A 21,469-nucleotide genomic window follows, 5' to 3' on the forward strand; every position below is an offset into this window, starting at 1 on the left:
ATTTTTCTAAAGTCGGGCCGGACATGGCCCGATAACCTCATTTCTTACCCTGAAAGGTTACGCAACAATGTACGAAAAGGACACGCTCAGCGCGCTGGATGCCATTACCGAAGCGCAACGCATCGCTTTTGCGCCGATGTTATTTCAGACCGCGCTTTGTCTGCGTAACTCGGGCGTTCTCGCCTGGCTCGATAAACAGGGTAATAAGGGGGCGAGCCTCGACGAAATAACCGAAAACAGTACCCTGAGCAGTTATGCCGTCAGCGTATTGTTAGATATGGGATTAAGCGGGCGGATAATTACTTATAAAGAAGGTCGTTATTTCCTGGCGAAAGTGGGCCATTTCTTACTCCACGATCCCATGACCCGCGTTAATATGGATTTCACGCAGGACGTCTGTTACCAGGGGTTATTTTATCTGGCCGATGCCCTGCAGAAAGAAAAACCGACTGGATTATCCGTGTTTGGCGACTGGCCAACCATCTATCCGGCTTTATCCCAGCTTCCTGCCCCGGCAAAAGAGAGCTGGTTTGCCTTCGATCATTACTATTCCGATGCCGCTTTTGACGCTGCGTTGCCATATATATTCGCAAGCTCGCCGACAAAATTGTACGATGTGGGCGGAAATACAGGTAAATGGTCGTTACGCTGCTGCCGCTATGACGACAATGTTGCCGTGACGATCCTCGATCTCCCGCAGCAGATAGCGCTGGCGCAGGAAAACATCGAAAAAGCAGGTTTTTCTCATCGTATTGGATTCCATGCTGTCGATATGCTTAGTCCGTCGGCATTGCCGGGAGATGCCGACGTCTGGTGGATGAGCCAGTTCCTCGACTGTTTCTCTCCGGATCAGATTGTCGCCATGCTGACGCGCGTCGCAGAGGTCATGAAGCCTGGCGCACGGTTGTGCATCATGGAGCTTTTCTGGGATGCCCAGAAATATGAAGCGGCGGCTTTCAGCCTGAATGCCACCTCGCTCTATTTCACCTGTATGGCGAATGGCAATAGCCGGTTTTACAGCGTAGAGAAGTTTTATCACTACCTGGAAAGGGCGGGCTTCAGCATAGCACAGCGGCTGGATAACCTTGGGGTAGGTCATACCCTGTTAATTTGCACCAAACGTGAACAATAGCGCAGCCTGGCTGCCCTTTGAATACGGTATTCCGCGGACGCGCGTAGATGAAATTTTCACTGAACATTATTGACTGGCAGGCAAGAGCGCCAGGACTAAGCGATGCCGCAGAGTGGCAGGCGTGGTCGCGCCTGCAGTCGACCATCGACCCGACTGCTCCTTTACCCCGCCTGACCGCGTTACCCATGATGACCGCGCGCCGCCTTAACTCAGGCAGTAAGCTGGCGGTAGATATTGGTCTTGCCATGCTGCAAAGCCACGCCATAGACGCCGTCGTCTATTCCAGCCGCCACGGCGAGCTGGAGCGCAATTACCGTATTCTGCATACGCTGGCGACCGGGCAGGCCGTCTCGCCTACCGACTTCGCCATGTCCGTGCACAATTCCGCGGTGGGCAATCTCACGATCGCCGCTCGCCAGCCTGTTGTCTCATCATCCATTTCCGCCGGGCTGGACACCTTCCAGCAGGCCCTGTGTGAAGTGCTGAGCCTGCTGCATGCGGGCTACTCCCGCGTCCTGCTGGTGGATTTTGACGGCGCGCTGCCGGAATTTTACCATCCGGCGTTACCGCCGCAGATGCCTACCTGGCCGTACGCGGTGGCGCTGGTGATTGAAGCCGGCAGCGAATGGCAGTGCGAAACCCGCAGCGGCAGCACGGGCGAGGAAGCCGCCCTGCCGCAAAGCCTGATGTTCCTGCAACGCTATCTCCGCGAGGAACGGCAGTTTGTGGTGCCCGGCGAACGTTTCCTGTGGCAGTGGGCGCGCCAATGAACCGCCTGACCGCCCGGATCAACTGGCTATGGCGTCTGGTCATGACCGGATTCTGCTTCGTGCTGTTTGGCGCGGGCGGGCTGCTGTTGTCGCTGGTCTGGTTCAACCTGCTGCTGATTGCCCAGCGCGATCGCGCCAAACGCCGTCGCCTGGCGCGCCGCAGCATCGCGGCCAGCTTCCGCTTCTTCTTAACCGTTGCCCGCGGCACCGGGGTGCTGGACTATCGCATCCACAATCTTGATGCTCTGCGCGGCGATCGGGGCTGCCTGGTAGTGGCTAACCACCCTACGTTAATTGACTACGTGATTCTGGCGTCGGTAATGCCCGAAACCGACTGTCTGGTGAAAAGCGCGTTACTGCGCAATCCGTTTGTCAGCGGCGTTATCCGCGCGGCGGATTATCTAATTAACAGCGAGGCCGAGCCTCTACTCGCCGCCAGCCAGCAGCGTCTGGCCCAGGGCGACACGCTGTTAATCTTCCCGGAAGGGACGCGTACCCGCCCAGGTGAGGCAATGTCCCTCCAGCGCGGCGCGGCAAATATCGCCGTACGCTGCGGCAGCGATCTGCGGATCGTACTCATCCACTGCAGCGAGCACCTGCTGGATAAAAAAAGCCGCTGGTATGATGTACCGCCCGCAAAACCTGTCTTTACCGTCGATGTGCGCGATCGCGTGAACATCGACGAATTTTACGATGCAAGGCAACAAGAACCGGCACTGGCGGCAAGGCAGTTAAACCGGCACCTGCAGCATCGATTAACATCAGGCCTTCAATCTTTGTCAGGAATTAATGATGCAAGCGCTTTATCTTGAAATTAAGAATCTCATTATCACCACGCTGAATCTGGACGAGCTTACCGCAGAGGATATTGATACCGATGCCGCGCTGTTTGGCGACGGGCTGGGTCTCGACTCTATCGACGCGCTGGAGCTGGGTCTGGCGGTGAAAAACCAGTATGGCGTGGTGCTTTCTGCCGAAAGCGAAGAGATGCGCCAGCACTTCTTTTCCGTCGCCACCCTGGCGTCCTTTATCCACGCCCAACGCGCCTGAGATGTGAACTATGACCGAACAAGAAACCATTTATCAGGAAGTCTGCGGCCTTCTGACCAAACTCTTTGAAATCGACCCGCAGGACATTACGCCCGAAGCCCGTCTTTACGAAGACCTGGAGCTGGACAGCATTGACGCGGTGGACATGATTGTCCATCTGCAGAAGAAAACCGGTAAGAAAATCAAGCCGGAAACCTTCAAATCGGTTCGTACCGTTCAGGATGTGGTAGACGCCGTCGAACAGCTGCTGCGCGAAGAGTAAGACACCGTGCGTGGTGGACGGACGTTCCCGGTCATCCCACTTCTGACGGGGCTGATGCTGCTGGCGTGGCCCTTCCTGATTGGATTTGGGCTGACGCATAACAGCCTGCCGTGGCTGCTGCCGGTGATGGCGCTGCTGTTGCTGCTGCGGCTGCGTCAGGCGCGGCGTAACACCGGCCCGATGCGGTATGTGGTGCAGTGCGTGGCGCTGGCGGGGATCGCGCTCTGCGCGGCAAGCTACCTGCTGAAAACCCACCAGTGGCTGCTGTTTTACCCTGTGGTCGTTAATCTTGTAATGCTCGCCGTGTTCGGCGGTTCGCTCTGGACAGCGATGCCGCTGGTCGAACGCCTGGCGCGCCTGCGAGAGCCAAATTTGCCGCCGGAGGGCGTGCGCTATACCCGCAGAGTGACCCTCGTCTGGTGCGGATTTTTCATCGGCAACGGGGCGATGGCGCTGTATACCGTCCTGCACGGCGACATGCACCTGTGGACGCTGTGGAACGGTATGGTGGCTTACATCCTGATGGGGACGCTGATGGCGGCAGAGTGGCTGGTGCGCCAGCGGGTGATAAAAAAAGAGATGCAGAATGACTAACCCCCTTCCGCTGGGCCAGTGGTTAAACGCGCCCCGCCCTGACGACACGCCCGTCGCCTGGCTCGACGATCGTACCTGGACGCTGGGCCAGTTGCGCCACGACGTGACGTTACTGGTCGACACCCTGCGTCAGCAGGAAGGCGAGCGCTGGGCGCTGTGCTTTGAAAACAGCTACCTGTTTATCGTTGCGCTGCTGGCCTCGCTGCATGCTGGTAAAACGCCGGTCATTCCTGGCCATAGCCGCGTTTCGCTGCTTGAGGAGCAGCAGCCGCTGTTTAGCGGCGTCCTGAGCGATCGGTCCCTCGATATTGACGGGCAGCTGATTGTGGTAGCCTCCCGCCACCAGACGATCGCCCGCTGGGTACCCCTGCCGGAGATTAACGAAAGCCGCTTCGTCGAGCTGTTCACCTCCGGCTCCACGGGAACGCCGCGCCGGGTGGTTAAGCATATCGTCAGCCTGGATCGCGAAGCCCGCCTGCTGGCTGACCGCTTCGGCGAACGCCTGGCTGGCTGTAGCGTTGTGGCCTCCGTCGTCCCGCAACATCTCTATGGCCTGACATTTCGCATCGTACTGCCGATGGCGATGGGCCTGCCGCTGCATGCCGCGATGCTCTACTACGCAGAGCAGCTGGCCGCCCTTCCTCATGACCGGCATTACCTGTTCATCAGCAGCCCGGCGTTCCTGAAGCGCCTGGATACCGAACTGGCCGCGCCGCCCGTCAGGATGCTGATTTCCGCGGGCGGAATGCTGCCCTGGCGTGACGTCTCCACCACGGTTGGCTGGCTTAACATCTGGCCGGACGAAATTTATGGCAGCACCGAAACCGGGATCCTCGCCTGGCGCCATCGCGTGGAAGATAACCTGCCGTGGCTACCCTTCCCCGGCGTAAACTTCCATCAGGAAGATGACGCCTGCCGCGTCACTTCGCCACTTATCCATGAGGCTGAAGGACTCCAGCTGGACGATATCCTCCACTTCGACAGTGCGGGGCTGTTTAGCATCGCCGGTCGTCGCGGGCGGGTGGTCAAAATTGAAGAAAAGCGCATCTCGCTTAACGAGATCGAGCGTCGCCTGCTGGAGCTCGACGGCGTTTGCGAGGCGGCTGCGCTGCCGGTTACGCGCGGGGGCCGTCAGGGGATTGGCGTCCTGCTGGTGCTGGATGAGGCGGTTCGTCAGCGCTGGCATCTGCAGGATAAAAAAGCGCAGGAGTTCGCCTGGCGACGCGCCCTGCTGCCGTGGCTTGAGCCGGTCGCCGTTCCACGCTACTGGCGCATTGTCGATGAGATGCCGGTAAACAGTATGAACAAGCGTGTCTATGCGCAGTTAGAGGAGTTATTTCATGAAAATTCATGAAATCGAGCGCCATCAGGCACAGCCGGAGAAGCTGGAGATCGTGTTGCATCTCGACGCCTCTCTGTTCTGGTTTCAGGGCCATTTTGCCGTACAGCCGCTGCTGCCCGGCGTTGCGCAGCTTGACTGGGTGATGCACTACGCAACGACCTTACTGGCACCGGGCTACCGCTTTCACAGCATTCAAAACGTGAAGTTCCAGGCGCCTCTGCTGCCGGAAACCACGGTGACGCTGGTGCTTGAGTGGCATGCCGGGCGCAAACTGCTGACCTTCAGCTACCTGCGTCATGACGGAGCTGAACGCCATACCGCCAGCAGCGGGAAAATTCGTCTATGTCAGTAACCTTCCGCCCCTGCGTGCTGATCCCGTGCTACAACCACGGCGCCACAATGGCCAGCGTGCTGTCGCGCCTCTCGCCGTTTGGCCTGCCGTGCCTGGTGGTGGATGACGGCAGCGAAGCCGCCACCCGCCAGGAGCTTGAGCGGCTGACGGCGGAGCAGCCGCAGATGACGCTGGTCCGTCTGGCGCAAAACGCCGGCAAAGGTGCCGCGGTCATCAGGGGGCTGGAGGAGTGCGCGCGTGCGGGCTATACCCACGCCCTGCAGGTGGACGCGGACGGCCAGCACGCCATCGAAGATATTCCCAAAATGCTGGCGCTGGCGGAGCGCCACCCGGACGCGCTGATTTCCGGCCAGCCCGTTTACGATGATTCTATCCCGCGCTCGCGGCTCTACGGGCGCTGGGTCACCCACGTCTGGGTATGGATTGAGACCTTATCCCTGCAGCTTAAAGACAGTATGTGCGGCTTTCGGGTCTACCCGGTCTCGCCCACGCTGCGGCTCGCCGCGCGTGAAACGCTCGGTAAACGGATGGACTTTGACACCGAAGTAATGGTCCGTCTCTACTGGCAGGGCAACACCAGCGTCTTTCTGCCCACCCGCGTGACCTATCCGCAGGACGGGTTGTCTCACTTCGACGCGTTGAAAGATAACGTGCGGATCTCCCTGATGCATACCCGGCTGTTCTTCGGCATGCTGCCCCGCATTCCCGGCCTGCTCTTCCGTCGACGCGGCCAGCACTGGGCGCAGCAGGACGAGGTTAAAGGCCTGTGGGGCATGCGCCTGATGCTGCGCGTCTGGCAGCTGCTGGGTCGGCGGGCGTTTACCGTGCTGCTGTGGCCGGTGATCGGCGTCTACTGGCTGATCGCGCGTCCGGCGCGGCAGGCTTCGCGGCAGTGGATTGCACGCGTGAAGCAGGTGCTGATGCAGCGGAACATGCCTGTTCCAGAACAGCTCAACAGCTTTTTCCATTTCATGCGCTTCGGCAACGCGATGCTGGACAAAGTCGCCAGCTGGCGCGGCGAGCTGAAGTTTAAGCGCGACGTGGTCTTTGCTCCCGGCGCGAGCGAAACGCTTAATATCGCGGCGCCGCAGGGCAAGCTGCTGCTGGCCTCGCATCTTGGCGACGTAGAAGCCTGCCGGGCGCTGGCCCAGCTGGACGGCAGCAAAACCATCAACGCCCTGGTCTTCAGCGAGAACGCCCGGCGTTTTAAGCAAATTATGAGCGAAATGGCGCCCCAGGCCGGCGTGAATTTGATGTCGGTCACCGACATCGGCCCGGACACCGCCATTGCCATCAAAGAGAAGCTTGAGCGCGGAGAATGGGTCGCGATCGTGGGCGACCGCATCGCCGTCAACCCGCAGCGTGGCGGCGAGTGGCGGGTGATCTGGAGCCCGTTCATGGGCCAGCCCGCACCGTTCCCTCAGGGGCCGTTTATCCTGGCCTCCATCCTGCGCTGTCCGGTGGTGTTGATTTTCGCCCTGCGCCAGCAGGGTAAGCTCGTCCTGCACAGCGAGCCGTTTGCCGACCCGCTGATCCTGCCGCGCGGGGAACGCCAGCAGGCGCTGCAGGCTACCGTCGATCGCTACGCGCAGCGGCTGGAGCATTACGCCCTGATGTCGCCGCTCGACTGGTTTAATTTTTTCGATTTCTGGCATCTGCCAGAGTCCAGAGAGAAGGAGTAAAGGGTGCTGACCGATCCCCGCTTTACGACTGAAGTTGAGATCACCGTTCCGTTCCACGACGTCGATATGATGGGCGTGGTCTGGCACGGCAACTATTTCCGCTACTTTGAGATCGCCCGCGAGGCGCTGCTCAATCAGTTTGACTATGGCTATCGCCAGATGAAAGCCTCCGGCTACGTCTGGCCCGTTGTCGACACGCGGGTGAAATACCGCGATGCGGTGACCTTTGAGCAGCGCATTCGCGTTCGCGCGCAGATTGAAGAGTATGAAAACCGCCTGCGCATTGCCTATCAAATTTTCGATGCGCAAACCGGCAAACGCACCACCACCGGCTACACCATCCAGGTAGCGGTAGAAGAAGCCACCCGCGAAATGTGCTTTGTCAGTCCGGCAGTACTGTTTGAACGTATGGGAGTCACGCCATGAAATGGTTGCCTTTGCTGACGCTGCTCGTCAGCCCGCTGGTCAGCGCCGTGACGCTGGATGAACTGCAGCAGCGTTTCACCGAGCAGCCCGTGGTGCGCGCGCACTTCGAACAGGTCCGCACGATAAAAGATATGCCGCAGCCGCTGCGCTCGCAGGGCGAGATGCTGATCGCCCGCGACAGCGGCCTGCTGTGGGATCAAAAAGCGCCGTTTCCGATGACGCTGCTGCTGGACGACAAGCGGATGGTACAGGCGATCAACGGCCAGCCGCCGCAGACCATCACCGCCGACAATAATCCGCAGATGTTCCAGTTCAACCACCTGCTGCGGGCCCTGTTCCAGGCCGACCGCAAGGTGCTGGAAGAGAACTTCCGCATCGATTTTAAAGACCTGGGCGCGGGCCGCTGGTCGCTGGTGCTTACCCCAAAAACGACGCCGCTGGACAAGATTTTCGCCACCCTCGATCTGGGCGGCGCGACCTATCTTGAGACGATCCGCCTGAACGACAGGCAGGGCGACCGTACCGATATCGCCCTTTCAAACCACCAATTGACGCCCGCCAGCCTGACCGATGACGAACGCCAACGCTTTGCCGCACCGTAAATCCCTGCGCCCGGCGCTGCTGTGGGCCACGGTATGTCTGGTTATGCTGGGCGTGCTGCTGTCGCTGCTGCCCGGCGCGCGGCTGAACAGCAGCGTGCTGGCCATGCTGCCGAAGCAGACGCTGGGGGCGATCCCTCCGGCGCTCAACGACGGGTTTATGCAGCGTCTCGACCGCCAGCTGGTCTGGCTGGTCAGCCCCGGCAAAGAACCCGATCCGCGCGTGGCGCAGCAGTGGCTTGAACTGCTGCACAGCAGCGACGCGCTCCGCGAGGTCAAAGGCCCGATGGACGCCGCCGGGCAAAAGGCCTGGGGAGAGTTCTTCTGGCAGCACCGCAACGGGCTGATTGATCCGGCCACCCGCGCCCGCCTGCAAAACGGCGGAGAAGCGCAGGCGCAGTGGATTTTATCCCAGCTCTACTCCGCCTTCTCCGGCGTCAGCGGTAAAGAGCTGCAAAACGATCCGCTGATGCTGATGCGCGGCTCGCAGCTCGCCCTGGCGCAAAACGGCCAGAAGCTGCGGCTGATGGACGGCTGGCTGGTCACGCAAGATGAAGCGGGAAACTACTGGTATCTGCTGCACGGCGAACTGGCGGGCTCGTCATTTGATATGCAGCAGACCCACCGGCTCGTGACGACGCTTAATGCGCTGCAACAGACGCTGAAAGCGCGTTACCCGCAGGCGCAGCTGCTTTCGCGCGGGACGGTGTTCTACAGCGATTATGCCAGCCAGCAGGCTAAACGCGACGTCTCAACGCTGGGCATCGCCACCCTGCTTGGGGTGTTCCTGCTGATCGTGGCGGTGTTCCGCTCTCTGCGCCCGCTGCTGCTGAGCGTGCTCTCCATTGCCATCGGCGCGCTGGCGGGCACGGCGGTGACGCTGCTGCTCTTTGGCGAACTGCACCTGATGACGCTGGTGATGAGCATGAGCATCATCGGTATTTCGGCCGACTATACGCTTTACTACCTGACCGAACGGATGGTGCACGGCGCGGAGCTCTCTCCCTGGCAAAGCCTGGCCAAAGTGCGCAATGCGCTGCTGCTGGCGCTGCTGACGACCGTCGCCGCCTACCTGATTATGATGCTGGCCCCCTTCCCCGGGATCCGCCAGATGGCGGTATTTGCCGCGACGGGGCTGAGCGCCTCCTGCCTGACGGTGATTTTCTGGCATCCGTGGCTGTGCCGGGGTTTGCCGGTGCGCCCGGTTCCCTTTATGGTCCTGATGTTGCGCTGGCTGGCCGCCTGGCGACGCAGTAAAAAACTGTCCGTTGGTCTGCCCGTCGCGCTGGCGCTGCTCTCCGCCGTGGGAATGAGCACCCTGAAGGTGGACGACGACATCGCCCAGCTGCAGGCGCTGCCGAAAGATATTCTGGCGCAGGAGAAAACCATTACCGCCCTGACCGGCCAAAGCGTCGATCAGAAATGGTTTGTGGTGCACGGCGCTTCGCCCCAGCAAACGCTGGAGCGGCTGGAAGCCTTTACTCCCGCGCTGGCCGGGGCGCAAAAAGCGGGAGATCTCACCCGCTGGCGCACCCTGCCACTGAACTCGCTGGCCCGCCAGAAAAGCGACCTTGCGCTGCTGCGGGACGCCGCGCCTGCGGTGACGAACGTGCTGAAAAGCGCAGGGCTTAACGCCGTTTCCCCCAATCTGGACGCCATGCCGGTCAGCGTGGACGCGTGGCTTGAAAGTCCGGCCAGTGAGGGCTGGCGTCTGCTCTGGCTGACCCTGCCGGGCGGGGAAAGCGGCGTGCTCGTGCCGGTGGATGGCGCAAAAAACAGCGCGGCACTCGGTGAGCTGGCCGCGCGCCATGACGGCGTCGTCTGGGTGGACCGCAAGGCCAGCTTTGACAGCCTGTTTGCCCTCTACCGCACGCTGCTGACGGGGCTACTGTTTGCGGCGCTGGCGGTGATTGCCTGCGGGGCGATGCTGCGCCTCGGCTGGCGCAAAGGGCTGATAAGCCTGGTGCCGTCCGCACTGTCGCTGAGCTGCGGGCTGGCCGCGCTGGCCGCAACGGGCCACCCGGTAAATCTGTTTTCACTGCTGGCGCTGGTACTGGTGCTCGGCATTGGCATTAACTACACGCTGTTCTTCAGCAACCCGCGCGGTACGCCGCTGACTTCGATGCTGGCGATTACCCTGGCCATGATGACCACCCTGCTGACGCTGGGCATGCTCGTCTTCAGCGCCACCCAGGCCATCAGCAGCTTTGGTATTGTGCTGGTGAGCGGTATTTTCACCGCCTTCCTGCTGGCACCGCTGGCGATGCCGGATAAGAAAGAGAGAAAACGTAAATGAACGCTGTTTATCGCGCCGTCGCGCTGGCCGCGGCGCTGCTGCTGGCAGGCTGCAGCCATTCGACCGATACCAAAGAGACGCGGCCTCAGGCCTGGCTTCAGCCTGGCACCAAAGTCACTCTGCCGCCGCCCGGCATCAGCCCGGCGGTAAGCTCCCAGCAGCTGCTGACCGGCAGCTTTAACGGGCAAACGCAGTCCCTGCTGGTGATGCTCAACGCGGATGCGCATAAGGTCACGCTGGCCGGCCTCTCTTCCGTGGGCATTCGCCTGTTCCTGGCAACGTACGACGAGAGCGGTATTCATACCGAGCAGTCGATCGTCGTGCCGCAGCTGCCGCCCGCCAGCCAGGTGCTGGCCGACGTGATGCTCAGCCACTGGCCGATTAGCGCCTGGCAGCCGCAGTTGCCGAAGGGCTGGACGTTAACGGACAATGGCGATCGGCGCGAGCTGCGTAACGCCAGCGGCAAGCTGGTGACGGAGATTGTCTACCTCCAGCGCAAAGGCAAGCGCGAGCCGATCAGCATCGAGCAACACGTATTCAAATACCACATCACCATTCAATATCTGGGTGACTGAGATGATTTATATATCCGCTGTTGGCATGGTCAACGCGCTGGGCAACTCGCCTGATGAAATTGCCGCCAGCCTGGCTGCGGGCGTGGCGCCGGGCATGCACGCCCGGACCGGCTGGCTGCAGGGAATGCCCGAAGCGGTACTGGGCGGGGTGGAAGGCGAACTGCCGCTCATCCCGGACACCTTCTCTGCACACCGCACCCGCAACAACCAGCTGCTGCTGGCCGCGCTGGCGCAGATTCAGCCCGCCGTTGACGAGGCCATCGCCCGCGTTGGTCGCGACCGGGTGGCCGTGGTGCTGGGAACCAGCACCTCCGGGCTGGATGAAGGCGATGAGCACGTGCGTCTGATGACCGACGGCGAGACCAGCACGCGCTGGCAGTATCCGCAGCAGGAGCTGGGCGATCCGTCCCGCTTTCTCGCCAACTGGCTGCAGCTTGAAGGCCCGGCTTATACGATCTCCACCGCCTGCTCCTCCAGCGCGCGGGCGATGATCGGCGGCAAACGCCTGATCGAAGCCGGGCTGGTGGATATCGCCATTGTCGGCGGAGCAGACACCCTGAGCCGGATGCCCGTGAACGGCTTTAACAGTCTTGAATCCTTCTCCCCCACGCTCTGCGAGCCGTTTGGCCGGGACCGCCGGGGGATCACCATCGGTGAAGCGGCGGCGCTGATGGTATTAAGCCGGGAGCCCGCGGACGTGGCGCTGCTCGGCACGGGCGAATCCAGCGATGCGTACCATATTTCCGCCCCGCATCCGCAGGGCGACGGGGCGATAAGGGCTATCACTCAGGCGCTCAGCGAAGCGGGCATGCAGCCGGACGACATCGGCTACATCAACCTGCACGGCACCGCCACGCCGCTCAACGATCAGATTGAATCACAGGTGGTTCACGATCTCTTCGGGGAAAGCGTGCCGTGCAGTTCAACCAAACACCTTACCGGCCACACGCTGGGCGCTGCCGGCATTACCGAAGCGGCTTTGAGCTGGCTTATCCTGACGCGCGATCTGCCCTTGCCGCCGCAGGATTTTTCCCGCTACGCTCCGGACGAGACGCTGGTGTCGTGCGGCCTGCTGCACCAGCGCACCGCCCTGAAAAAGCCGGTGATTTTGTCTAACTCGTTCGCGTTTGGCGGCAATAACGCCAGCATTCTGCTGGGGAGAACGTCATGAGCTATCTATCACCCGAAGCCTATTTGCCGCACGATGCGCCCATGATGCTGCTGGGGTCCGTTGAAAATGTGACGGATGACATGGCGGTCTGCCGCGTGGCGGTTGACAGGCAAAGCGTGCTGGCGCCGTTTCTCAATGCCGATGGCGACCTGCCGGGCTGGTACGCGCTCGAGCTAATGGCGCAGACCGTTGGCGTCTGGTCGGGCTGGCATCGTCAGCAGCAGGGGCAGGGACATATCGCGCTGGGCATGGTGCTCGGCGCGCGCGAGCTGGTCTGCGCCAGCGGGCGTTTCGCCAAAGGCTTAACGCTGGACATTACCGTTAAGCTGCTGATGCAGGACGAACGCTTCGGCAGTTTTGAATGCACGATTTGCGCAGGTGAAGAGACGCTGGCCACGGGCCGGGTCAATACCTTCCAGCCGAGTGCAGAAGAATTAACATCGCTTTTTAATCAGGGATCCCACGCATGAGTCGTTCCGTACTGGTCACAGGGGCCAGCAAAGGCATTGGTCGCGCCATCGCCCGCCAGCTTGCCGCTGACGGGTTTACCGTCGGCGTGCATTACCATCGTGATGCCGCAGGCGCGCAGGAGACGCTGGACGCCATCACGCAGGCGGGCGGCAGCGGCCGTTTACTCTCGTTTGACGTAGGCAACCGCGAGCAGTGCCGTGAAGTGCTTGAGCAGGAAATTGATGCCCATGGCGCATGGTATGGCGTGGTCAGCAACGCCGGAATTACCCGCGACGGTGCCTTTCCGGCACTGAGTGAAGACGACTGGGACAGCGTGATCCACACCAATCTCGACAGTTTTTATAACGTCATACACCCCTGCATTATGCCCATGATCGGCACCCGTCAGGGCGGGCGCATTATTACCTTATCCTCCGTCTCCGGCGTGATGGGCAACCGCGGCCAGGTGAACTACAGCGCGGCCAAAGCGGGCATTATCGGTGCCACCAAAGCGCTGGCGATCGAGCTGGCAAAACGCAAAATCACCGTGAACTGCATTGCGCCAGGGCTGATTGATACCGGCATGATTGAGATGGAGGAGGCCGCGCTGAAGGAAGCGATGTCCATCATCCCAATGAAACGTATGGGCCAGGCTGAGGAGGTCGCCGGGCTGGCAAGCTATCTGATGTCGGATATCGCGGGCTATGTCACCCGCCAGGTCATTTCGATTAACGGAGGAATGCTATGACGCGTCGCGTGGTGATTACGGGCATGGGCGGCGTCACCGCCTTTGGCGAGAACTGGCAGTCCGTTTCCAGCCGGCTGCTGGCGTATGAAAACGCCGTGCGTAAAATGCCGGAATGGCAGGTTTATGATGGCCTGCACACCCTGCTGGGCGCGCCGATCGACGATTTCGCGCTGCCGGAACACTATACCCGCAAACGTATTCGCGCTATGGGCCGCGTGTCGCTGATGTCGACCCGCGCCACCGAGCTGGCGCTGGAGCAGGCGGGGCTGATTGGCGAAGCGGTGCTCACCAACGGGCAAACCGGCATCGCCTACGGTTCTTCGACAGGCAGCACCGGCCCGGTCAGCGAATTCGCGACCATGCTTACCGAAAAGCACACCAATAACATCACCGGGACAACCTACGTCCAGATGATGCCGCACACCACCGCGGTGAATACCGGCCTGTTCTTTGGACTACGTGGCCGCGTGATCCCAACGTCGAGCGCCTGTACCTCCGGCAGCCAGGCGATTGGCTACGCCTGGGAGGCAATTCGCCACGGGTATCAGACCGTGATGGTCGCGGGGGGCGCGGAAGAGCTTTGTCCGTCTGAAGCGGCGGTGTTTGACACGCTGTTTGCCACCAGCCAGCGCAACGACGAACCCAAAACCACCCCCTCGCCGTTCGATACGCAGCGCGATGGTCTGGTGATTGGGGAAGGCGCAGGCACCCTGATTCTGGAGGAGCTGGAGCACGCCAGAGCGCGCGGGGCCACCATCTACGGTGAGATCGTGGGCTTTGCCACCAACTGTGACGCGGCCCATATCACCCAGCCGCAGCGTGACACCATGCAGATATGCATGGAGCAGTCGCTGGCGATGGCGGGGTTAAGCGCCCGGGATATGGGGTATATCTCCGCGCACGGTACCGCCACCGACCGCGGCGATATCGCCGAAAGCCAGGCCACGGCCGCCATCTACGGTGACAGCGTGCCGGTTTCTTCGCTGAAGAGCTATTTTGGCCACACGCTGGGGGCCTGCGGCGCGCTGGAAGCGTGGATGAGCCTGCAGATGATGCGCGAAGGCTGGTTTGCCCCGACGCTCAATTTAACGCAGCCGGATGAGCAATGCGGGGCTTTAGATTATATTATGGGAGAAGCCCGTCAGATTGACTGCGAGTATCTGCAGAGCAATAACTTCGCGTTTGGCGGCATCAATACCTCGATTATCATTAAACGCTGGGCGTAACTATGTACCGGTTTGTACTGGGAAAAATTTCCACCCTTTGCGCGGACCCGCTGGCGTCAACGCTTGCAGATAAGGCACCTCAGGGTGCACGACAGGCCTCCTGGCTGGCTGGCCGGACGCTGCTCGCCAGAACATTATCCCCTCACCCGCTCCCCGACATCATTTACGGCGAGCAGGGGAAGCCGGCTTTTGCGAAGGGGGATCCGCTGTGGTTCAACCTGAGCCATAGCGGTGATGATATCGCCCTGCTGATGAGCGATGAAGGCGAAGTGGGCTGCGATATCGAAGTGATTCGCCCCCGCAAGAACTGGCAGGCGCTGGCCAACGCCGTTTTCAGCCTGACAGAGCATGACGAGCTGGAGCGTGAAGCGCCCGAGGAACAGCTTTCTGCCTTCTGGCGTATCTGGACGCGCAAAGAAGCGATTGTGAAACAGCGCGGCGGCAGCGCCTGGCAGATTGTCAGCATCGACAGCACGGCGCAGTCGCACTCGGTCAGCCAGCTGCAGCTCGGTTCTCTGAGCCTTGCCGTCTGTACCTCGACCCCTTACACCCTGACCGCCGAGTCGATTATTCACGTCGGGGCAGGAAAATCACCAGTACACCCAGCATAATCAACGCGACGCCCAGCAGCCCATGCCAGGAGAAGTGCTCCCCCCAGCCGGGCAGCAGGATTGCCGCGCCCCACACCAGGATATAGCTGAGGCTCAGCAAGGCATACGCTTTGCTGAGCGCCATGCGATGCAGCGCCAGATACCAGCAGCCCATGGAGGCAACGTATCCCGTTAACCCCAGCAGCAGCGCGCCCGTGCCGGACGAAACGTGCCACAGCGAGGAGATAAACGTCAGAAAATCGCTGACCGGCGGCAGAGCCTGCATGGCATCGCGCAGCAACAGCTGTGCGGCGCTGACTAACAGCACGCTGCATAACGCCCAGAACGCGCCTTTCACAGGCTTCCTCCCAGCACGATAATCCCCATGATAATGAACCCGACCCCCAGCCAGTGGTGCATAGCAACGTGCTCGCGCCAGAAGACCTTCGCCGCAAGCGTCACCCAGACAAAATTGAGGCTCAGCATAGGGTAAGCTACGCCGACGGGCAGGCGCTGCAGCACCACCAGCCAGACCAGCATTCCGCAGCCCAGCGCCAGCATCGCCAGGCCAAGCCACCGCATGATGTGCGCGCCACGCCGTCCGCCTTTCGCCGGACGGGTAGCCTGTTTCTGGCACAGCTGTCCCGCGCAGCTCAGCAGGCTTGCCAGTATGAGCCAGGTCCAGGTCATCACTTCGGCAGATACTCCAGCAGGGCCAGACGCCCCTGGATATAGAGATTGTCCGGCTGCGGTAAATTCGCCTCTGCAATATCGTCACGTTTAGACATCAGCATCACCAGCGACACGCTTCCCTGCTTACGATGCGTTGCCAGCCACTGCGCGAAGTCGTCTTCACTGACAAAGCGATCTTTCGCATCGGGATAATCCAGCCCGTAGCGCAGCTCGCCGCTCTGAGCAAACAGCGTGATGTCACTGCGCTTCAGCTCCCACGCCAGGCCCGCGGCCACGCCAACGTTATTGGTCAGCACAAAGCGGCTGCCCTGTAGCGGCTCGCGCACGGTATCAACCAGCGACTGCGGCTGTTTGGAATCCACCACCAGGTTCGGAATGGCAAAACCAATCAACAACGCCAGGCCCGCAGGACACAGCGCCGCCAGCCACCAGCGCCGCTGGCTCTGCCGCAGCGTAAACCAGCCTACCGCGCCCCAGATAAGGAACGCCACCACCGCGCAGAAGACTTTATACAGTTCGACCGACGTCCAGACCGGATGCTTAGCCAGCCCCCACGGCGAGACCACCAGCGCCGCCACCACGCCGATAGCGCCAAACGCCAGATTAATGCCGCCGTTAATGCGTAACGCTCTGGCCCCTTTTTCCGCCGCGAGGCAGGCATAGCGCGCCATCAGGATAGCCAGCGGGGCAAAACAGGGCAGGATATAGGTCGGCAGCTTGCCTTTAGCGATGCTGAAAAACAGCAGCGGCATCACCACCCAACCCAGCAGGTAGAACCCGCCGCCCGCGTTTTGTCTGTCATTCCAGCCAAGACGCAGCGCGCCTGGCAGCAGCGCCAGCCACGGCAGGCTGCCCGCGAGCAGGAACGGCAGGTAATACCAGAACGGAGCTTTATGCTGCGCGTCGCTCTGGGCAAAACGCTGAATATGCTCAACCCAGAAGAAGTAGCGCCAGAAATCAGGCTCGCGGTGCGCAATGGCCAGCCCCCACGGCAGAACAATCAGCACGCAGCTCAGGACCGCGAGCCAGCCAAAAATCAGCACCTCTTTCCAGCGCTTTTGGGCAATCACCCACGGCAGCACGCCGATCACCGGTACCGCCAGCGCCAGGAAGCCTTTGGTCATCACCCCCATCCCGCAGGCCAGCCCAAGCAGCACATAGCCGCCCGCTTTTCCGGCCACGGTGCGCGCCTGTGAGGCGAGCCAGAAGCTGCACATCGCCGCCACCAGCCAGAGGGTGACGATGGGGTCCAGCACCGCATAGGTGCCGATGCCATACACCAGGAACAGAGTCAGGAAGATCAGGCCGGAGAAAATGGCCGTACGCTTATCCCGCCAGAGTCGCCAGGCCATCCAGATCACCAGCAGCGCCGCGAGTCCGGTGGAGAAGATCGACCCGGCGCGTACGGCAAAGTTCGTGTGCCCGAACAGCCATTGTCCGATAGTGTTGATCCAGTAGCCGGCAATCGGCTTTTCAAAGTAGCGCAGCCCGAGGAAATGCGGGACAACCCAGTCACCCGATGCCAGCATTTCGCGGCTGATTTCCGCATAGCGCGTTTCATCAGGCTGCCAAAGCAGGCGAATATCGACCGGAATGAAGTAATAAACGATAAACAGTGCGAAAAGCGCTACGCCATAACGGGCTGTTTTCATGGAGCCGGACTCACGGTTTGTTGATAGGCAAGCCAGCCTTCCCGGCCAGCCAGTTCATTACGGACCACCTTGCCCACGGGCAGGGTGCTGAGGTCGTCCGGCAGCAGCTCGCTCATCGGACAGAACGCAATGCCTTCCCGGGCGGCCATGGTCAGCAGTTCGTCGAAATCATGCTGATACGCAATCCCTTCCACTTCGGCATGGATGGTATAGACCGGCGTTCCGGCGTCACGATGGATGCGGTCCAGAATGTAGCGATTAAATGCTTCCGCCTTCACCTCGCGCCCCACCACTTCATCCCACGTAGGAAGCGTGACCGGAATTTGCACCGTACCGTAGCGATTTTCGCCCAACAGCGGCAAAAATGGCCCGGTTCCACGACAGTCGCTGTTGTAGCGAAACGCGAAATGCTCTTTGGCTTTGACCACCCGCTGGTCGGCACGCCATCCCGCCACGGCGGAGCAGCGCACGGGCTGACCGATGATGGCCTCAAGTTCCAGCATTCCACGCTCGACCTCACGGGACAGGCGCGGGATATCCCAGACGCCCGCCCACGCCTGCCAGGCGTGATGATCCCAGGCATGCAGGCCGACCTCGTGTTGCTGCGCCGCCGCGCGGATAACCGCTTCATTACCCGCGCCGATGCGTCTGCCGGGCCAGGCGGTGCCGGCCAGCAAAATATCCCAGCCGTAGAGGGATGCCGCGCGCGAGCGCAGCATTTTGAACAGAAATGCCGGTTTAACCAGACGCCATAAATGGCGTCCCATGTTGTCAGGCCCCACGCTGAAGAAAATGCTGGCACGCACGCCGTGCCTTCTCAGCAGTTCCAGCAGTCTGGGCACGCCGTCACGCGTTCCCCTGAAGGTGTCGACATCAATGCGTAAACCGACTTTTTTCATGAGGCCTGTTCCGATAGCTCCACGGTGCGCAGGAAGAAGTCGAGCGTTTCATCAATGGTCTGCTCCATCTTCACCGTCGGCGTCCAGTTCAGGCAGCGCTTCGCGTTGCGGATGCTTGGCTTACGGTGCTCGACGTCCTGGTAGCCCTTACCGTAGTAGCTGCTGCTTTCCACTTCGCGGAAACCGGCAAACGGCGGGAAGCGATCGCGCAGCGGGTGGCGCTCAAAGCTGGCCAGCAGCATCTCTGCCAGCTCGCGAATGCTCGCCTCGTTTTCCGGGTTACCGATGTTAATGATCTCACCGTTGCAGCGGTTATCTTTGTTCTCAATGATGCGGAACAGGGCTTCGATACCGTCGCTGATGTCCGTAAAGCAGCGTTTCTGGCTCCCACCTTCAATCAGCTTGATAGGCGAGCCTTCGACCAGGTTCAGGATCAGCTGAGTGATCGCGCGGGAGCTGCCGATTCGCGCCGCGTTCAGGTTATCCAGACGCGGACCCATCCAGTTAAACGGACGGAACAGGGTAAAGCGCAGACCCTCTTTCTCGCCGTAGGCCCAAATCACGCGGTCCAGCAGCTGCTTGGAGACAGAGTAGATCCAGCGCTGCTTGTTGATCGGCCCGACCACCAGGCTGGAGGCATCCTCATCGAAGTTTTTGTCGGTACACATGCCGTACACTTCAGAGGTGGACGGGAAGATGATGCGCTTGTCGTATTTCACGCAGTCGCGGATGATCTTCAGGTTCTCTTCGAAATCCAGCTCGAACACGCGCAGCGGGTTACGGGTGTACTCGATTGGCGTGGCGATGGCGACCAGCGGCAGAACCACGTCGCATTTTTTAATGTGATATTCGATCCACTCGGAGTGAATGCTGATATCCCCTTCCACAAAGTGGAAGCGCGGGTTGTTGAGGAAACGGCTGATGGCGTCAGAGCCGATATCCAAACCGTAAATCTCGTAGTTATCGTCTTTGAGCAGACGTTCGGTCAGGTGGTTCCCGATAAAGCCGTTCACGCCGAGGATCAGCACGCGCGTGCGGCGCTTGATGGCAACCACCGGCGCGCTGGTGATCAGCGCCCCAGCCACCAGCCCCAGAGACTGCGCCAGCTGCGTGCCCTGAACGTACAGGCCGTTGTCGGTCTGCCCGGTGACGATCTCCAGCGCCTGCTCGCCGCAGCTCACAATCAGCGGGGAGACGGAGACGACGGTGCCCGGCTTAGCGGCCGGGATATCGTCACGCACGCGGGATTTCCAGACGATAAATTTGCTTACGCCCGCAAAGCTGTACGCGCCCGGCCACGGGTCGGTCACGGCGCGCACCAGGTTGTGCAGCTGGCGGGCGGGTTTATTCCAGTCCAGGCGACCATCTTCCGGCGCGCGGCGGCCAAAGCAGCTGGCCTTGCTTTCGTCCTGCTCGGTCTCGCTGAAGGTGCCGTTGAGGATGGCTGGCAGCGCGTCACGCAGCAGGCTTTGCGCCGCGGTGCAGAGTTTATGATGCAGCTCAAGCGCGGTTTCATCCGCGTCGATTGCCACGCGCTGCTGGGCGACGATGGCCCCGGCATCTGCGCGGCGCACCATGCGGTGCAGCGTCACGCCCGTTTCCGTTTCGCCGTTGACCAGCACCCAGTTCAGCGGCGCGCGGCCACGGTAGGCGGGCAGCAGAGAGCCGTGAAGGTTAAACGCCCCTTTTGCGGCCAGGCCTAAGATCTCGTCGCAGATCAGGTTGCGATAGTAGAACGAGAAGATGACATCAGGTGCGAGCGCGCGGATGCGATCCACCCACAGCGGGTGGTTGACGTCGTCCGGAGCATACACCGGAATACCGCGCTCGGCGGCGATACGCGCCACGGAGCCGAAGAAGTGATTCTCTCCCGCCGCGTCCGGATGGGTAAAGATTGCAGCAATGTCATAGCCCGCTTCCAGCAGGGCCAGCGTGCCCGCGCACCCCATATCGTGATAGGCAAATACAACGGCTTTCATGGGTGGTTTTCCTCTTGAGATGCTTTGTGTTCCTGACGGACAACACGTTGAATAAAGTAGCGCGGACGTGCGCGAACATCGTTATAGATACGGCCTATGTATTCACCGAGCAGGCCCATTCCGACGAACTGGGCGCCGATGAACATAAACAGCACGGCAAAAAGCATGAAGACCCCTTCCGCCGCCCACTGCGGGCCAAAGACCAGCCTCAGCACCACCAGCAGGACGGACAGCGTAAAGCCGGCCAGGGCGATGATGCTGCCGAACACGCTCAGCAGGCGCAGCGGCGTGGTGGTCAGGCAGGTGACGAGGTCGTACATCAGATTGATGAGACGCATAAAGCTGTACTTCGATTCCCCGTGCTCGCGCTCGGCGTGCAGGACCGGAATTTCCGTTGCCTTGCGGGCAAAGGTGTTGGCGAGGATCGGAATAAAGGTGCTGCGCTCATGGCAGTGCAGCATGGCGTCGACAATATGGCGGCGGTAGGCGCGCAGCATGCAGCCGTAATCGCCCATTGCTTTACCGGTGGTGCGCTGAATAAGGCGGTTGATGGTGCGTGACGCCAGCTTGCGGAACAGGCTGTCCTGGCGGTTCTGACGCACCGTGCCGACCACGTCATAGCCTTCATCGGCTTTCGCCACCAGGCGCGGGATCTCCTCCGGCGGGTTTTGCAGATCCGCGTCCAGGGTGATAATCAGATCGCCCGTAACGTGGCTGAACCCGGCCATAATGGCGGAGTGCTGGCCATAGTTACGGTTGAGCAGCACGGCGACAATATGGCTGCCTTCGGCCTGGGCGGCTTCGGTCAGCATCAGCGCGGAATCATCACTGCTGCCGTCGTCCACCAGCAGAATTTCATAGGCTTTGCCCAGCGTATCGCAGGCTGCCGTGGTGCGGCGGATCAGCTCGGGCAGGCTCTCCTGCTCGTTATAAACTGGGATGACCACAGAAACTTTTTGTACAGGCGGTGCGCTGAACATA

General features: G+C 60.9%; 24 protein-coding genes. 18 read left to right on the forward strand and 6 right to left on the reverse strand.

Going from position 1 to position 21,469, the window contains the following annotated elements; translation table 11 throughout:
* Positions 1-67: 67 nt before the first annotated feature.
* From ACMGGH_RS03830 to acpT, 18 genes are read left to right on the forward strand one after another with little or no spacing between them, the layout of a single operon-like run.
* Complete coding sequence (locus ACMGGH_RS03830) at positions 68-1,132, forward strand: class I SAM-dependent methyltransferase (RefSeq protein ID WP_232949140.1); 1,065 nt, start codon at positions 68-70, stop codon at positions 1,130-1,132.
* A gap of 47 nt (positions 1,133-1,179) precedes the next feature.
* Positions 1,180-1,902: a beta-ketoacyl synthase chain length factor gene (locus ACMGGH_RS03835; protein WP_232949139.1), complete on the forward strand. Its 723-nt coding sequence runs from the start codon at positions 1,180-1,182 to the stop codon at positions 1,900-1,902.
* Positions 1,899-2,714, forward strand: a complete 816-nt coding sequence (locus tag ACMGGH_RS03840; protein ID WP_048960820.1) for a lysophospholipid acyltransferase family protein — start codon at positions 1,899-1,901, stop codon at positions 2,712-2,714. Before ACMGGH_RS03835 ends, ACMGGH_RS03840 begins: the two co-directional genes overlap by 4 nt.
* Positions 2,695-2,952 (forward strand): phosphopantetheine-binding protein, encoded by a 258-nt coding sequence (locus ACMGGH_RS03845; protein ID WP_028014701.1) that lies wholly within the window; start codon positions 2,695-2,697, stop codon positions 2,950-2,952. The genes ACMGGH_RS03840 and ACMGGH_RS03845 overlap by 20 nt, the downstream gene beginning before the upstream one ends.
* A 10-nt stretch (positions 2,953-2,962) precedes the next feature.
* Positions 2,963-3,214, forward strand: coding sequence for an acyl carrier protein (locus tag ACMGGH_RS03850; RefSeq protein ID WP_024908875.1), 252 nt, complete (start codon positions 2,963-2,965; stop codon positions 3,212-3,214).
* Positions 3,215-3,220: 6 nt separating this feature from the next.
* Complete coding sequence (locus tag ACMGGH_RS03855; protein ID WP_048960816.1) at positions 3,221-3,808, forward strand: hypothetical protein; 588 nt, start codon at positions 3,221-3,223, stop codon at positions 3,806-3,808.
* Positions 3,801-5,162: an AMP-dependent synthetase gene (locus ACMGGH_RS03860; protein WP_232949138.1), complete on the forward strand. Its 1,362-nt coding sequence runs from the start codon at positions 3,801-3,803 to the stop codon at positions 5,160-5,162. Before ACMGGH_RS03855 ends, ACMGGH_RS03860 begins: the two co-directional genes overlap by 8 nt.
* Positions 5,149-5,502 (forward strand): hydroxymyristoyl-ACP dehydratase, encoded by a 354-nt coding sequence (locus ACMGGH_RS03865; RefSeq protein WP_028014704.1) that lies wholly within the window; start codon positions 5,149-5,151, stop codon positions 5,500-5,502. Before ACMGGH_RS03860 ends, ACMGGH_RS03865 begins: the two co-directional genes overlap by 14 nt.
* Entirely contained in the window at positions 5,493-7,184 is a 1,692-nt protein-coding gene (locus ACMGGH_RS03870) for a glycosyltransferase family 2 protein (RefSeq protein ID WP_232949137.1), read from the forward strand. The genes ACMGGH_RS03865 and ACMGGH_RS03870 overlap by 10 nt, the downstream gene beginning before the upstream one ends.
* 3 nt (positions 7,185-7,187) lie before the next feature.
* A complete protein-coding gene (locus tag ACMGGH_RS03875) occupies positions 7,188-7,610 on the forward strand; it encodes an acyl-CoA thioesterase (protein ID WP_028014706.1) in 423 nt (140 codons plus the stop codon).
* Entirely contained in the window at positions 7,607-8,212 is a 606-nt protein-coding gene (locus tag ACMGGH_RS03880; protein WP_028014707.1) for an outer membrane lipoprotein carrier protein LolA, read from the forward strand. Before ACMGGH_RS03875 ends, ACMGGH_RS03880 begins: the two co-directional genes overlap by 4 nt.
* Complete coding sequence (locus ACMGGH_RS03885; protein WP_232949136.1) at positions 8,181-10,505, forward strand: MMPL family transporter; 2,325 nt, start codon at positions 8,181-8,183, stop codon at positions 10,503-10,505. The genes ACMGGH_RS03880 and ACMGGH_RS03885 overlap by 32 nt, the downstream gene beginning before the upstream one ends.
* Positions 10,502-11,080, forward strand: coding sequence for a DUF3261 domain-containing protein (locus tag ACMGGH_RS03890; RefSeq protein WP_028014709.1), 579 nt, complete (start codon positions 10,502-10,504; stop codon positions 11,078-11,080). The genes ACMGGH_RS03885 and ACMGGH_RS03890 overlap by 4 nt, the downstream gene beginning before the upstream one ends.
* A 1-nt stretch (position 11,081) precedes the next feature.
* Positions 11,082-12,251: a beta-ketoacyl-[acyl-carrier-protein] synthase family protein gene (locus ACMGGH_RS03895; protein WP_232949135.1), complete on the forward strand. Its 1,170-nt coding sequence runs from the start codon at positions 11,082-11,084 to the stop codon at positions 12,249-12,251.
* Positions 12,248-12,721: a 3-hydroxy-fatty acyl-ACP dehydratase gene (locus ACMGGH_RS03900; RefSeq protein ID WP_224066066.1), complete on the forward strand. Its 474-nt coding sequence runs from the start codon at positions 12,248-12,250 to the stop codon at positions 12,719-12,721. The genes ACMGGH_RS03895 and ACMGGH_RS03900 overlap by 4 nt, the downstream gene beginning before the upstream one ends.
* Positions 12,718-13,449: a 3-ketoacyl-ACP reductase FabG2 gene (locus ACMGGH_RS03905; protein WP_028014712.1), complete on the forward strand. Its 732-nt coding sequence runs from the start codon at positions 12,718-12,720 to the stop codon at positions 13,447-13,449. Before ACMGGH_RS03900 ends, ACMGGH_RS03905 begins: the two co-directional genes overlap by 4 nt.
* Positions 13,446-14,675 (forward strand): beta-ketoacyl-ACP synthase, encoded by a 1,230-nt coding sequence (locus tag ACMGGH_RS03910; protein ID WP_028014713.1) that lies wholly within the window; start codon positions 13,446-13,448, stop codon positions 14,673-14,675. The genes ACMGGH_RS03905 and ACMGGH_RS03910 overlap by 4 nt, the downstream gene beginning before the upstream one ends.
* Before the next feature lie 2 nt (positions 14,676-14,677).
* Positions 14,678-15,286, forward strand: a complete 609-nt coding sequence (acpT, locus tag ACMGGH_RS03915; protein ID WP_193050673.1) for a 4'-phosphopantetheinyl transferase AcpT — start codon at positions 14,678-14,680, stop codon at positions 15,284-15,286.
* On the opposite strand, the gene arnF is transcribed toward acpT, so the two are convergent.
* From arnF to arnC, 6 genes are read right to left on the reverse strand one after another with little or no spacing between them, the layout of a single operon-like run.
* Positions 15,243-15,623: a 4-amino-4-deoxy-L-arabinose-phosphoundecaprenol flippase subunit ArnF gene (arnF, locus tag ACMGGH_RS03920; RefSeq protein ID WP_163333526.1), complete on the reverse strand. Its 381-nt coding sequence runs from the start codon at positions 15,621-15,623 to the stop codon at positions 15,243-15,245. The two genes, acpT and arnF, sit on opposite strands and share 44 nt — an antisense overlap.
* Complete coding sequence (gene arnE / locus ACMGGH_RS03925) at positions 15,620-15,955, reverse strand: 4-amino-4-deoxy-L-arabinose-phosphoundecaprenol flippase subunit ArnE (RefSeq protein WP_049138155.1); 336 nt, start codon at positions 15,953-15,955, stop codon at positions 15,620-15,622. The genes arnF and arnE overlap by 4 nt, the downstream gene beginning before the upstream one ends.
* Positions 15,955-17,610: a lipid IV(A) 4-amino-4-deoxy-L-arabinosyltransferase gene (gene arnT / locus ACMGGH_RS03930; protein ID WP_232949134.1), complete on the reverse strand. Its 1,656-nt coding sequence runs from the start codon at positions 17,608-17,610 to the stop codon at positions 15,955-15,957. The genes arnE and arnT overlap by 1 nt, the downstream gene beginning before the upstream one ends.
* Positions 17,607-18,509, reverse strand: a complete 903-nt coding sequence (gene arnD, locus ACMGGH_RS03935; RefSeq protein ID WP_420299068.1) for a 4-deoxy-4-formamido-L-arabinose-phosphoundecaprenol deformylase — start codon at positions 18,507-18,509, stop codon at positions 17,607-17,609. Before arnD ends, arnT begins: the two co-directional genes overlap by 4 nt.
* Positions 18,506-20,488, reverse strand: coding sequence for a bifunctional UDP-4-amino-4-deoxy-L-arabinose formyltransferase/UDP-glucuronic acid oxidase ArnA (gene arnA / locus ACMGGH_RS03940; RefSeq protein ID WP_041911877.1), 1,983 nt, complete (start codon positions 20,486-20,488; stop codon positions 18,506-18,508). Before arnA ends, arnD begins: the two co-directional genes overlap by 4 nt.
* Positions 20,485-21,468, reverse strand: a complete 984-nt coding sequence (gene arnC / locus ACMGGH_RS03945) for an undecaprenyl-phosphate 4-deoxy-4-formamido-L-arabinose transferase (RefSeq protein WP_041911876.1) — start codon at positions 21,466-21,468, stop codon at positions 20,485-20,487. Before arnC ends, arnA begins: the two co-directional genes overlap by 4 nt.
* Position 21,469 lies beyond the last annotated feature (1 nt).

It is taken from the genome of Enterobacter sp. BNK-16 (assembly GCF_048684955.1).
Taxonomy (GTDB): domain Bacteria; phylum Pseudomonadota; class Gammaproteobacteria; order Enterobacterales; family Enterobacteriaceae; genus Enterobacter; species Enterobacter bugandensis.